This window comes from Exiguobacterium sp. s130 (assembly GCF_018619055.1).
Lineage (GTDB): Bacteria > Bacillota > Bacilli > Exiguobacteriales > Exiguobacteriaceae > Exiguobacterium_A.
The window spans coordinates 734038-747965 of sequence record NZ_JACSNI010000001.1 but is presented as its reverse complement, the minus strand read 5'-3'; the positions used below and the strand labels follow the sequence as shown (position 1 = coordinate 747965).

13 protein-coding genes are annotated in these 13928 nt (G+C 43.0%); 2 read left to right on the top strand and 11 right to left on the bottom strand.

The genetic code is table 11. The features are described from left to right. Positions 1-282 precede the first annotated feature (282 nt). From pepF to cls, 3 genes are all read right to left on the bottom strand, one after another. Complete coding sequence (gene pepF, locus HZS85_RS03675; protein WP_035406619.1) at positions 283-2085, bottom strand: oligoendopeptidase F; 1803 nt, start codon at positions 2083-2085, stop codon at positions 283-285. A 64-nt stretch (positions 2086-2149) separates the two neighbouring features. Next, a complete protein-coding gene (locus HZS85_RS03670; RefSeq protein WP_214853160.1) occupies positions 2150-3100 on the bottom strand; it encodes a competence protein CoiA family protein in 951 nt (316 codons plus the stop codon). A gap of 18 nt (positions 3101-3118) precedes the next feature. Continuing rightward, on the bottom strand, positions 3119-4630 hold the full coding sequence (cls, locus tag HZS85_RS03665; RefSeq protein WP_214853158.1) for a cardiolipin synthase: 1512 nt from the start codon (positions 4628-4630) through the stop codon (positions 3119-3121). 70 nt (positions 4631-4700) lie between these two features. Here cls and HZS85_RS03660 point away from each other — a divergent pair, with 70 nt between their 5' ends. Beyond that, positions 4701-5423 (top strand): SDR family NAD(P)-dependent oxidoreductase, encoded by a 723-nt coding sequence (locus HZS85_RS03660; RefSeq protein WP_214853156.1) that lies wholly within the window; start codon positions 4701-4703, stop codon positions 5421-5423. A 62-nt stretch (positions 5424-5485) separates the two neighbouring features. Here the strand turns inward: HZS85_RS03660 and mecA are convergent, their stop codons facing one another. The 3 genes from mecA to HZS85_RS03645 all read right to left on the bottom strand — a co-directional run bounded on the left by mecA (position 5486) and on the right by HZS85_RS03645 (position 6992). Further along, positions 5486-6112 carry an adaptor protein MecA gene (gene mecA, locus HZS85_RS03655; RefSeq protein WP_214853154.1) on the bottom strand — a complete coding sequence of 209 codons (627 nt, stop codon included), beginning with the start codon at positions 6110-6112 and terminating at the stop codon, positions 5486-5488. 171 nt (positions 6113-6283) lie between these two features. Then, a complete protein-coding gene (gene spxA, locus HZS85_RS03650; protein ID WP_012370920.1) occupies positions 6284-6682 on the bottom strand; it encodes a transcriptional regulator SpxA in 399 nt (132 codons plus the stop codon). Positions 6683-6854: 172 nt separating this feature from the next. Further along, positions 6855-6992, bottom strand: coding sequence for a hypothetical protein (locus HZS85_RS03645; RefSeq protein WP_023468890.1), 138 nt, complete (start codon positions 6990-6992; stop codon positions 6855-6857). Between the two features lie 223 nt (positions 6993-7215). Between HZS85_RS03645 and HZS85_RS03640 the strand changes: the two genes are divergently transcribed. Beyond that, a complete protein-coding gene (locus HZS85_RS03640; RefSeq protein WP_035406605.1) occupies positions 7216-7749 on the top strand; it encodes an HD domain-containing protein in 534 nt (177 codons plus the stop codon). A gap of 46 nt (positions 7750-7795) precedes the next feature. On the opposite strand, the gene HZS85_RS03635 is transcribed toward HZS85_RS03640, so the two are convergent. The 5 genes from HZS85_RS03635 to HZS85_RS03615 form a co-directional block, all read right to left on the bottom strand. Continuing rightward, the gene (locus HZS85_RS03635; protein ID WP_035406602.1) at positions 7796-8749 is read right to left on the bottom strand and encodes an ABC transporter ATP-binding protein; all 954 of its coding nucleotides are present in this window, start codon (positions 8747-8749) and stop codon (positions 7796-7798) included. Then, positions 8749-9822, bottom strand: a complete 1074-nt coding sequence (locus tag HZS85_RS03630; RefSeq protein ID WP_035406599.1) for an ABC transporter ATP-binding protein — start codon at positions 9820-9822, stop codon at positions 8749-8751. The genes HZS85_RS03635 and HZS85_RS03630 overlap by 1 nt, the downstream gene beginning before the upstream one ends. Before the next feature lie 32 nt (positions 9823-9854). Beyond that, positions 9855-10886 (bottom strand): oligopeptide ABC transporter permease, encoded by a 1032-nt coding sequence (opp3C, locus tag HZS85_RS03625; RefSeq protein ID WP_214853140.1) that lies wholly within the window; start codon positions 10884-10886, stop codon positions 9855-9857. Beyond that, positions 10886-11812, bottom strand: a complete 927-nt coding sequence (gene opp3b / locus HZS85_RS03620) for an oligopeptide ABC transporter permease (RefSeq protein ID WP_035406592.1) — start codon at positions 11810-11812, stop codon at positions 10886-10888. Before opp3b ends, opp3C begins: the two co-directional genes overlap by 1 nt. 331 nt (positions 11813-12143) lie before the next feature. Next, positions 12144-13757, bottom strand: coding sequence for a peptide ABC transporter substrate-binding protein (locus tag HZS85_RS03615; protein WP_214853139.1), 1614 nt, complete (start codon positions 13755-13757; stop codon positions 12144-12146). Between the last annotated feature and the right edge of the window lie 171 nt (positions 13758-13928).

Here is a 13928-nt window from a genome sequence, read left to right as displayed (position 1 = left end):
AAAAAACCTGAGCCCGGTGGAATACCGGACTCAGGTCCTCAAGGTCGCCTGACAAATTATTTATTGTCTAACTTTTTTGGTTCAGTTCAGAGCTTCACTGTCCTTTTTTTGGTGTTCACTCATAGAAAAAGAAGAAGTCCTTCATGACGAGAAGGACTTCTTCTTTTGACCATTGGATGGGGGAAAAAGAGAATCGACTGGGGAATGTGACCCTCTTCACAATATAAGTATACCGTGAGTCTTTTTTCTTTTCCACACTTTGTTCATTTTGTCACAAACATGTCACTCTGCTAATAACGCTTCGAATTCATCTAAGACACGTTCAAATTGACGAAGTGCGGCTTCAACTGGTGCTTTTGTTGTCATATCAACACCAGCAGCTTTTAGTACTTCGATTGGATAATCGCTTGATCCCGCTTTTAAGAAATTATTGATGTAACGTTCTACAGCCGGTTGTCCTTCTTCTAGGATCTGATCCGTCAAGGCAGCCGCCGCCGAAATGCCTGTTGCATACTGATAGACATAGTAATTGTAATAGAAGTGTGGAATCCGAGCCCACTCCAAACCAATCTCTTCATCTAATACAATCTCTTCTCCGAAGTATTTTTGATTCAAGGCATAATACGTTGACGTCAAGAATTCTGGTGTCAACGATTGTCCAAGACGCGCCGCATCATGAATTGCATGTTCAAACTCAGCGAACATCGTTTGTCGGAACAATGTTCCACGGAATGTTTCAAGTTGATTGTTCAACAGATAGAGTTTTTCTTTACGATCCGTCACTTTTTTCAATAGATAATCATTCAATAGCGCTTCATTCGTTGTTGAAGCGACTTCTGCGACGAAGATCGAATAATCGCCATATGGATATGGTTGAGATTTCCGCGTGTAGTAGCTATGAACCGAATGTCCGAATTCATGTGCGAGCGTAAAGAGATTATTGATGTTATCTTGCCAGTTCATCAAAATGAATGGTTGTGTATCGTAAGCACCAGAAGAGTATGCCCCACTCCGTTTACCACGTGTTTCCCGGACATCAACCCAGCGCTCAGACAACCCTTCTTCGAGAATATGTTTATATTCTGCTCCAAGCGGCGCGAGCCCTTCGACCATCAATTGTTTCGCTTCTTCATAAGATACCTTCATCTCGACCTCAGAAACGAGGGGGGTATACATATCGTACATGTGTAACTCATCAAGACCGAGGACCCGTTTACGTAAGGCAACATAGCGATGAAGCAATGGTAAGTGCTCATGCACCGCTTCAACCAACCCATCATAAACGGATTCAGGGATTGCATTACCATGTAAGGCTGCCGCGCGTGCAGAAGGAAACTTCCGAACATCTGCATAGAAGTTGTCTTTCTTAACTGACCCAGCAAGAGTTGAAGCGAGTGTATTCGTGTATTTCGCATACGTTCCGTACATCGCTTTAAATGCGGCTTCCCGAACAGAACGATCAGATGATTCAAGGAATGTGATGAAACGACCATGTGTCAATTCTGTCTCTTCCCCGTCTTCTCCCTTGATTTTTGGGAATGTCAAATCTGCATTATTCAGCATACCGAATGTCGTACCGGATTGACCGAGAACTTCTCCCGCCTTCGCAAGAATCGCTTCTTCCGCTTCCGTCAACACATGCTCGCGTTCTTGGTTCAACTCATCAAATGCATGACGGTACATCGCAAGGTCTGCATTTTCATTTAGATATGCTTCTATTGTTGTTTCAGGTACAGCTAACAGTTCTGGTGTCATGAAAGCAAGTGTGGCTCCAATTTGTGACGCAAGCGTCCGAGCACGGTCGTTCATAGCTTGATAGAAACTATCCGCTGTATTTTCGTCGTAACGCATGTGCGCGTATGTATAGAGCTTATAAAGACGTCTTGAGACTTCGTCTCGTAACTGTAACCCTTCATAGAGTGTATCCGCACTCTGTCCAAGACGACCCTTATACTCGACGAGTAATGGAAGCATCGCTTTTACCGATTCAAATTCTTCTTCCCACGCTTCGTTTGATGCATAAATCGATTCTAGATTCCAAGTTTCTGAAACGTCAACATCTTGACGTGTTAATACTTCTGCCATTTCCCTCACTCCTTTAATTCAGTTATACCTGTTTTCTTTTCGACAAACAATCGAAGTGCTCCTGCTAAAACAGCCGATTCGCCTCCTCGATCCGCTCTAACCATTCCGTGATAAGTAAATCGATCATCGGTCGTTCAAACGGGATATCCAATCGATGAAGTAAATGAAAGACGGCTTGTTCTAAAGCAGTAGAGGAATAAACCCCTTTTAACCGCAAAAAGACTGCCATTTGAAACTCAAAAGGATGAACGGGATACGATAATAAGTGACCGATCGGAAGAAAGACCGATGATGGCAGATTCAGAAGATGAAAGCCTGCCTCATATAATGGAAGTTTAAGCATTCGTGGAGGTAACGAAGGATAAAAAGGACGCTGTCGATAGCGCAAGACGATTCCTTGCCATCGAGCCATTGAAAATTTCCGAGGAAATGACGGAAGTTCCGTCGAAAGGAAGTCGGATAATGAAAGGGATTGAACGGTACAATAGACATAATGTTTCGCAAAAGGAACCGGATGTCGAAACCGTCGGATTTGATTGTCAACGATCAAGTCCAAATACTCATTTTCTAAGAAGGCTTGACGCATCCATCCTTGTAAACGAAATGTGACACCATGTGACGGATGAAACCCAATCCAACGAACCGTTTGTCCTTGTTTCGCATCAAGTCTTGCTCGTCTAATCCATTCATCTGCCGACATCGGAGAACGCTGAATTTCAATCCCAATCTCTTTTTCCGGAATCCACAGGTCGAAGCGTCGCTGTCCAATCGTCCATTCGGTCTCGACGCGAACGCCTGCATTCCTCAACGAATCTGCAATTCGTCGTTTCCAAGATACATGTAAGCTACTTTCTCCTGAACATGCTGAGATATGTGCAAAATGTGGTCGTCGTCCCTGCCTGACGCGCAATGGCTTCAGACAATACGGACAACGTAAGGACATCGCTTTTAATTCATGGACAGAAAACCTATGAATCATAATGCGTTTACCTGACCCATCAATAGCTTCAAACATCAGCATCGTCCCCTTTTGCTAGAGTAGCGGTGAGAATAAGCGTGAAATTGATTCAACTAAACGGCGGCGTAATGGACGACGATGAAACAAATCAGCATCAACTTGTGTAGACTGGCTAAAATCCTCATAAAAATCACGTGTTAATTGATGAACCGAATTTGTTCCGTATAAAAAAGCGTTTACCTCGAAATTCAAATGAAAACTCCGTAAATCCATATTTGCTGTTCCAATCGTTGCGATGGCGTCATCCACGACGATGACTTTCGAATGCATGAATCCTTTGTTATACTCATAGATTTTCACACCAGCCTGGAGTAAATCATCAAAGTAAGAGCGACTCGCATAAAATACGATTTTATGATCCGGAAAGCTTGGCAGAAGAATACGAACATCAATTCCAGACATAGCGGCTGTCTTTAGTGCTGTCATCAAATCTTCATCTGGTATTAAATATGGAGATGCAATGTAAACAGATTCACGCGCTTCTGTGATGAGTCCGAAGTAAAGTGACTTCATTGCCTCATGTGGCTCATCAGGTCCACTGGCAATGATTTGAACGCCTCCCGTTGCTTCATCGACATATTCCAGTGGTTCCATATAAAACGGTGTAAACAGGCGTTCCCCCGTCATATAGTACCAGTCTTGGAGAAAAATTAATTGAAGTTCAGAAACAGCTTCTCCGCGTACAAGAAGATGCGTATCACGCCAAAATCCAAAATGCTGATCGCGACCGATATACTCGTCCCCAACGTTAATTCCACCCGTAAAAGCAACTGTTCCATCAATGACAACGATCTTCCGATGATTTCGGTAGTTGGACTTACTCGAAATGAACGGTAATACGACCGGGAAGAATGCCCGAACTTCAACACCTGCCTCCTGCATCTTCTTGAAATAATGCTTATCTGTCGAAAAACACCCGACGGCATCATAAAGAAAACGGACTTCAATTCCTTGTTGTGCCTTTTCAATCAATACTTCCTGTAACTGCAATGCGAGCTCGTCATCCCGTACGATATAGTACTCCAAATGGATATGATGTTGTGCTTGACGAATTTCTTCTAAAAGAATCGGAAATTTCTCCTGACCATTCGTCAAAATTCTTGTATGTGTATTATACGAAATCGGAAGTCGACTGATCGAATCGATAAGTGTGACAACTTTTCCATAATGTCCTTCTTGGAACACTGATTGGTGTACTGCTGTTTTAAACTGGGTACGGTATTTAATATAAGACTCTTCATCAAGCATTGCTTTCAATCGAAACATTCGTTTCCGGCGGTAGTTCTGACCAAACGTAAAATAAACAAACACGCCGACAACAGGTAGTGCCATCATGACAAGTGCCCAGACGAGTGTGCGTTCTGGGTTACGATTTTCAAGCAAAATGATGATGAACACGCTCATGACGACCAAAATGATGACGATGGACAGCCAGCCTACCATATAGACGCTCCAATAGTAGGATAAAAAGGCGATTAAACCGATGGTCAAGATGAGGGTCATGAGAAGTTGTACACGTCGTAGCATGAATCCCCCTCCTTTTATGTATGTTGTAAAAATTGTAGTTAAGAACTCATGACAGAAAGGAAGCGTTTAAATGGGTACGTATATCATTACTGGTGCAACAAGTGGAATCGGAGAAGCAACTGCCCTCCAACTGATTCGAGAAGGTCATACCGTTCTTGCCATTGGTCGTAATCAAGACAAAGGAGCTTCTCTTGAATCTAGCGGAGAAGGACGTTTATATTTCTTCCCTGTCGACTTGACTGATTCCTCTGCCATCGACAGGTTCTTTGAAGAAACACTCGAAGATTTTCCAGAAATCGACGGGATTTTTAATAATGCAGGGACATTTGGAAAACCCGTCGCACCCGAGAGAATCACCGATCAACAAAAAGAAGTGTTCCAAGTGAATTATCATGCCCCTGAACGAATCATCCAGCTCGCGACGAAACGTTTCTCAAAAGGTGCCTCTATCGTCAATAATAGCGCCATTGTCGGTCACGTCAAGTTTCCCGCCATGCTCTTATCCTATGCATCGTCTAAGAGCGCTTTATTGACACTGACAAAGACATACGCTGCCCGCTTCCATGGCAAGTATCGTTTTAATGCCATTTGTCCGGGACCGGTCGACACATCACTGAGCCACGCATTATATGGCGGGAAAGATAAGTTTGATCTTGCGATGAAGCATCATCTTCGTGGCGAACCTGCACAACCTTCTGAAATCGCAGAAGTCGTTTGTTTCTTACTCTCGAATAAAGCGAGTTACATCAATGGGCAAGCCCTTATCGTAGACGGTGGATATACCCTCACTTAATGTCAGAATAAAAGGAGGTATCACGATTCGTGATCCTCCTTTTACTCGCGCTTTTAGTTCCTTTAGTTCGGAAAGTGTTTCCGAATAAAGGCAAAGACATCTGAAGCAATGATTTGTTTTCCATATTCAGCGACAGGATGAATCGTTTGTTCGCTGAAGTGAAGATATTCAGCAATTAAACTCATGACATTTTCTTGTGCTTCTACATCCACATCATCTTCGAAATGAACATGTAGTAGATAAAGTCCATCCTTTTGGTAAAGCGCTGTTTCAAGTTCTGCGAAGACAGGAGCATTCGCATATTGACTAAGCGCAATGATATGCTCGAAATCATGCGTTTCGAATAAGACATCCTGGCTTAATTCTGTATCTTTATCTTCTGTCTCAGACATCGCTGATCGTAAAAGTGAATCGAGTTCGTCTTCATCGACTTGTTCACCATCGACTGCATTTTTTGCGATCGTTACAGTGACTTCAAGACCTTTTTCAAAAGCTTGCACTTGTATCCATAGTGGACCTTCGAAGGAGATGGACTCTTTTTCATTCGCTTCGTCCATCATCTGCCAGAATAACTGTTCTCCCCGTTCCCGATTATACCAAATCTCATCTCGGGCAAAACCACGGCGTTCGATGTCAGTATAAGTGATGAAGAACTTGACCGTATTGTCATTGACGCGTTCGATTTTCAATCTGTCCACTCCTTTCTTCTCGTTCCTTATTTAGAATACGAACGAGGACATGACTTGGATTCACACTTTCGAATCCGAAGGATATATTTCTATTCCTTTGTTATCTTTATTTTAACCTTTTTTATCGGTAACAAAAAGCACACTGCTCACGAGGCAGCGTGCTTTTTAAAATTACTCGTTTACAAGACGCTGTGCTTCCAAAAGTTGGAATGTACGCACCTTGCGTGGTAAGAATCGACGGATTTCATCCTCGTTATATCCTACTTGAAGACGTTTTTCGTCAATCAAAATCGGACGACGCAATAATCCAGGATATTCTTGAATTAAATCGTATAGGTGCTGCAACGATAAGTTTTCAACGGAAACATCGAGTTTCGAGAAGACTTTTGAACGCGTTGAGATAATCTCGTCCGTTCCATCTTCCGTCATTCGAAGAATCTGTTTGATTTCATCGAGCGATAATGGTTCTGAAAAAATATTACGTTCTACGAACGGGATTTCATGTTCTTCAAGCCACGCGCGTGCTTTCCGACAAGAAGTACAACTTGGTGAAGTATAGAGTGTTACCATTGAAAAACATCCTCCCCCTGATTTAACATCATTCAACACCTAAGTGAATACATAGATATCGATGATGGTTCTATTACTTGACAGTTTACATCTAATAAAGCAGAAAACCTAGCTTTTTTATAAAGATGAAAGAACTTTTCGTAAAAAAGCTTGTTAAAGCCACCACGTGGCTTTAACAAGCTGGCGTGTGATCAAATGGCTGAGAAATCGTCTCTTTTGCTTTAGGAAGTTTCATTTCTTTTAGTTTTTTCTCTAAAATATCCCGCAAAAGGCGCTTCTTCAGCTTTTTCTTTTTGTCACGTTCTTTCATATTCCGACACCCCAATCGGTCCGAAACAGAACTAACAACCTACGAAAGCAAAATAATCATCTTCTACATTAGTAAGTATACCACGTATATCAATAATCTATTCCTACTTTAAGCAATTAAATATGTGAGATTGTCGATTGAGTAATGAAAAACAGTTGCAATTTCTTTCAATTTTCTGTAGAGTGTATAGAAATATCAACGCTGAGGAAGGAGTTTTTCATTCATGTCATTAACACTCGTCACTATTCTCGATCATCCGATCGCTCAAAAATATTTATCCCGTTCTGGCTTGAATCATGCGATTTCAGTAGCTGAACGCGCTCTGACGCTCGCTACGAAGCGAGGTTTAGATGCGGATACTGCTACGAAAGCTGCACTCCTCCATGACATCGGGCATTACGAATGGTATACCGATGGCACTTGGAACTATGATCTCTATCGTCAAAATGATATTCATGCCATTAAAGGGGCTGAACGCGCCCATAAACTTTTGATTCGCCTTGGTGAAGAACCAGCACGCGCCAAAGAAATCGCACTTGCCGTTCTCTTGCATACAGATTCGTATCTTCCACCTGGTGCAATCAATCGGACACCACTTCAACAACTTGTGCACGATGCGGATACGCTAGAAGAACAACCAGGCGGACTACATCACTATGAAAAAATCGATTTTGATGAAGCCATGCGCCGTCTTGATGCGATTGATTCTGTCGTTCATCGCTTCGCGCATCTTCCACGAATTGCATCAGAAAATTAAAAGGCGTTTCCACGATCAACGTGGAAATGCCTTTTGTTTTAAACAATTATACGAGTTGCGCTTGATATGCTTCCAGTTCTGCATCCGTCATCGAAACAAAATGACCTGGTTCGATTTCACGAAGTGGTGGAATGCTTGAATCTTCATCTGATTTACCAACAGGTCCACTCGTCGGACGATCATAAACGATCCGCTTACGCGTACGCTCGTGCTCTGGATCCGGAAGAGGAATCGCAGACAAGAGCGATTTCGTATAAGCATGGACCGGATTCTCATATAAGCGATCCGCACTACATAGTTCAACGAGGTGACCTTGGTACATAACGCCGATACGATCCGAGATATATTTTACCATCGATAAGTCGTGGGCGATGAACAAGTAAGTCAAACTACGGTCACGTTGCAGTTTTTTCATCAAGTTGACGACCTGCGCTTGAATCGATACGTCAAGTGCCGAGATTGGCTCATCCGCGATGATGAAGTCCGGTTCTACAGCAAGCGCACGCGCGATTCCAATCCGTTGACGCTGACCACCCGAGAACTCGTGTGGGTAACGGCTCGCATGTTCTTTCGTCAAACCAACTGTTTCGAGTAAATCGTACACACGGTTATTCCGCTCGTCTTTCGACTTTGCTAGACCATGAATATCAATTCCCTCAGCGATGATATCACCGACTGTCATCCGTGGGTTAAGTGACGCATAAGGGTCTTGGAAAATCATTTGCATAGCACGGTTGAACTTCAATTTATCTTTACGCGACTTTTTACCATGAACGTTTTCACCTTTGAACATGACTTCGCCGTCTGTCGCCTCATACAATCCGATGATTGAGCGACCAGTCGTTGATTTACCACAACCCGATTCACCTACAAGACCAAGTACTTCGCCTTCATAAATATCGAATGATAAACCATCAACCGCTTTAACGACACGTCCTCGTCCAATGTTGAAGTGTTGCTTCAAGTTTTTTACTTCAAGTAATTTATTACGGTTTTCCATTATTTCAGACCGCCTTTCAGAAGCGATTTCGCGAATACGCTATCTGGGCGGTATTTCAACGCCAGATCCCGAATTGCAAGTGGTGGCTCAACATACGGTGCTTGTGGGTGGAGCAACCATGTCGCCGCTTCGTGAGTATCTGTAATTTTGAAGAAAGGAGGTTCTTTTTCAAAATCAATCTTCATTGCATATTTATTTCGTGGTGCAAACGCGTCACCGACTGGTGGATGAAGTAAGTTTGGTGGTGTTCCTGGAATCGCCGGTAAATCTTGTGAACGGTCATCCGATGGACGTGGCATTGAACCAAGGAGTCCCCAAGTATATGGATGACGTGGCTCGTAGAAAATCTCATCGACTGTACCCTTCTCAATTAATTTACCTGCATACATGACCGCTACACGATCGGCCATGTTCGCTACAACGCCTAAATCGTGCGTAATGAAGATGATCGCTGTACCCGTTTTTTGTTGAATGTCTTTCAATAACTCAAGGATTTGCGCTTGAATCGTAACATCGAGTGCTGTCGTCGGCTCATCGGCAATCAAGACTTTCGGATTACAAGCAAGTGCGATTGCGATGACGATCCGTTGACGCATCCCACCAGACAATTGGTGTGGATATTGTTTCAGACGTGCTTCTGGGTTTGGAATCCCTACAAGCGTCAGTAATTCAAGCGTACGTTTTTTAGCAGCATCACCTGTCAATCCTTGGTGACGTTTTAAACCTTCGGCAATCTGTTTGTAGATCGTCATTGTCGGATTAAGTGATGTCATTGGATCTTGGAAGATCATTGCGATATCACGACCGCGTACTTTTTGCATTTCTTTATCAGAAAGCTTAACCAAATCGCGACCTTCGAATAAGATCTCACCTTTTGTGATTTCACCTGGCGGATTTGGAATCAGACGCATGATGGCTTTTGAAGTAACCGATTTACCAGAACCGGACTCACCAACGATTGCGAGTGTTTCACCTTTTTTTAAATCGAACGATACTCCGCGGACGGCTTGTACCGTCCCGGCGTACGTATGGAAAGCGACGTTCAGGTCGCGGACTGACAAGATTGTTTCCATTTTGGATGAGCTCCTCTCTAATCTAATATTTTTTAGCGACGTAGACGTGGATCGAACGCATCACGTAATCCATCTGCCAACATGTTGAAGCTGATCATGAGGAGTACGAGCACTGTCGATGGAACGACGAGCAAGAAAGGAAACGTCTTAAGTTCTTTGTACCCTTCATTGATCAGTGTACCAAGCGACGGTTGCGGTGGTGCAAGCCCAAGACCGATGAAGCTTAGGAAAGCTTCGAAGAAGATTGCCCCAGGAATCGTGAACATGAGCGAGATGATGATTGTACCCAAGGTATTTGGAATCAAATGCTTGAAGACTAAACGTGCGCTAGAAGCACCAAGTGTACGTGCTGCGAGAACGAATTCTTGGTTCTTTAGTTTCAGGATCTGACCACGAACGAGTCGACTCATCCCGATCCAACCAGTAATCGTCATCGCGAGGATGATCGTCGTGATTCCTGGTTCAAGAATCAAGATGAAGAGGATGATCAAGATTAAGTTCGGTATCCCTGTCAGGATTTCCGCGATCCGTTGCATGATATTATCGACACGACCGCCGTAATAAGCTGAAATACCACCGTATGTGACACCGACGAGAACGTCAATGAGCGCTGCCATCAAACCGATGAAGAGTGAAATTTTCGTCCCTTCCCAGACACGTGACCAAAGATCACGACCAAGGTGGTCCGTACCAAACCAATAATTTTCTTTTACTTGTTTTTGTTTATAAAAATCGATTGGTGTCTCACCAAGTGTTGCCATACCATCAAAGCCAGCCCACTCTAATCCTGTTACTTTAGGTGGAAGTTTAGCTTGAGTGATTGTTTGGGTATAAGCATCTTTACCAGAGATTGCAGGACCCGCTAATGACATGATGGCAATCACGATGATCAAGACAAGAGAAATGATCGCTGCTTTGTTTTTACGCAAGCGCATCCAAGCATCCTGCCAAAAGTTTAAGCTTTTACCGGCAATTCGTTCACCGGCTTGTTCATTGAACTCGACTTGTTGAAATAACGATGAATCGAACTGTTCCGCTTTTGCATTTGAATTTTGTTCAGCCATTATTTACTACCCCCCAAACGAATCCGTGGATCAACGACACCGTATAGCAAGTCGACGATTAAAATCATGAGAATGAAGATTGCCGAGAAGAACAGCGTCGTACCCATGATAACTGTATAGTCATTTTGTGTGATTGACGATACGAACAACTCACCAAGTCCAGGTACAGCAAAGATTTTTTCGATGACAAATGTACCTGTGATCAATGCAGCAGTCATAGGTCCAAGAATCGTAATAGCAGGAATCAATGCATTCCGAACCATGTGTTTCCAAGTGATTGATTGACCATCTAGGCCTTTTGCTTTAGCTAACGTGACGTAATCCTGACCTGTAACCTCAAGCATTTCCGTCCTTACGAATCGGGCAATCGAGGCGGTGACCCCAAGAGACAACGAAATCGTTGGTAGAATCGTATGCGCCGGACTTTCCCAGAACGCTACTGGCAAAGCGCCCCATTTCACGCCGACATAATACTGAAGGAGTGAGGCAAATACGAAAGATGGTACTGAAATCCCGAGAACCGAGATGAACATTGCTCCGTAGTCGACAACTGTGTTGTGACGAAGTGCAGCAACTACACCAAGTACGAGACCTAAGAGTACACCAAGTACGAGTGCTTGAACTCCAAGTTGAGCCGATGGTCCAATTCGTTCAGAAATTAAATCCGTAACTGGACGGCTGTCATATTTGAACGATACACCAAGGTCTCCTTGGAATAAGTTAACCATGTACGCTGCATAGCGTTGTGGTAGTGGATCATTCAAATTGTACTTATCCCGAAGGATATTCAACTGTTCAGGAGAAAGTTTCTCCTGGTTCTGGAATGGTGAACCTGGTAGCAGATCCATCAGGAAGAAAGTGAACGAAGCGATGAGTAAAAACGTCAATACGCCGTAAACCAGGCGTTGAGCTAAATAACGGCCCATAAGATGGCACCCCCTATAAAGATTTTCTGTTTTTTCGAAACATCAATAAAATCAGTATGACCCACAATTGTCGGAACATTCAAGAATTTTGTTATAAAAATTTAAAATTCTTTTTAATTGTGCTTTGATTCGATGTTCGATCAGACGCTTTTTTAATGTCGTCCAATAGTCAGAATTTTTCGTTTGGTTCCATTATACTTTGCTAACAAAGTAATTAGAACCACTTTTTTACGAAAATTTCACATTTCCGCTAAAAATGAGTTTCCGTTCATTCAAAGTAGTATAAAACAGGAGCGCACCCGAACTGACTTAGGGACGCTCCCGTTCTCGATTACTTCACATCAACATATTTGTATTGGAAATCTGCTCCGAACAATTGACGGTTAAAATCTTTAACCGATGGACGGCTCAAGTATGCAGAACCAGCTTGATAGATTGGTGCGATGGCTTGATCTTTTTCAATCAATTGTGCCTCAGCTTGTTTGAACAAATCTAAACGCTTCGTCAAATCTGACTCGTCGTTTGCCGCGTTTAATAATTTATCATACGCAGCTGATTTGTACTTCACGTCATTTTGACTGTTCGTTGATTCGAAGATGGACAGGTTAGACATTGGATCTTGGTAATCCGGACCCCAAAGTGAGTAAGAGATTTGGTAATCTCCTTTTGCTTCAAGATCGAGTTTGTTCTTGAACGGCTGTTGCTTAATTGAGACAGTGACGTTCGGAAGATTCTTCTCGATTTGACCTTTCATGTACTCACCGATTTTCTTCGCATCTTCACTATCGAACGAAAGCAATTCAATCGTCGTTTTCTTATCGCCATTTGCTTTTTTCCAAAGATCTGCTGCTTCTTTCGCGTCACGATCGAACCAGTTGATGTCGCTCGTGTAGTCTTTACCTGATGCATCCTTGACAAAGTCTTTTGGAATGAAGCTTGTTGTTGGAATTGAACCATTCGCAAGAAGCGTATCCGTGATACCTTTTGGATCGATCGCACGAGCGATTGCTTTACGTGCATTGACATCTTTCATCGTTGCATCTTCGTTATTGAACTTCAGATAAGCGATTGAAGAACGAAGCGCTGTCTTGAATTCAGGCTTCGATTTGTAAGCTTCAACTTGCTCTGAAGTCAGACCTGCGTAATCAATTTCATTTGAATCATACAAGTTTGCGACTGTTGACGTATCTTTAACGACACTGATCGTGACTTCGTCGAGTTTGACAGCATCTTTATCCCAGTAGTTGTCGTTTTTCTTCAGGACACGTTTTGAATCCGTTTTCCAAGATTCCCAAACGAAAGGCCCGTTATAAAGCAATTTATCTGGTTTGAGCGAGAAGTCTTTTTCGTTTTTCTTGTAGAAGTCTTCACTGATCGGTGTATACGTACCGAACGATGTCAGTGAGAGGAAATACGGAGCTGGACGCTCGAGTTTTACTTCTAACGTTTTATCATCGATTGCTTTAACACCGAGTTCATCAACAGGCTTTTTACCTTGTGTAACATCAGCGCCGTTTTTTAACGTGTCAAAGATGTATGAGTAACTAGAACCTGTTTTTGGATCAGCAGCACGTTTCCACGCGAATTCAAAATCTTGTGCTTTGACGGGTGAACCGTCTGACCATTTCGAATCACGAAGCGTGAACGTATACGTCAAATTGTCGCTTGAGATATCCGTTTTTTCTGCAAGTGCTGGAATCGCTTTTCCGTCCTTGTCTAAACGATAAAGACCTTCCATCGTGTTTCCGATCATGTTGAAAGCGACGGAATCCGTAGCTTTCGCTGGGTCCACTGTCGTAATATCCGAAGTGTCCGTTAAACGTAGATTTTTCTTGCCGTCTGTCGAACCTGAATCTTTGTCTCCGCCACCTGTCGAACATCCAGCAAGCACAGCGCTTCCTGCAAGCATGACTGATAAAGCGAGACCGACTGTTTTTTTCTTCATCGGTAAGTCATCTCCTTTTCAATTTCCAAGTTGCCATAATGCCTATGACATCAATAACGTCCCGTCGAAACTGCAATGTATTCCCCAAAATGCATTGACCTAGTTTCAAAAACTTAAACGAAGTGATAAATTGATTTTATGTGAGAATAGCATTAACGTCAAGTGAATAGT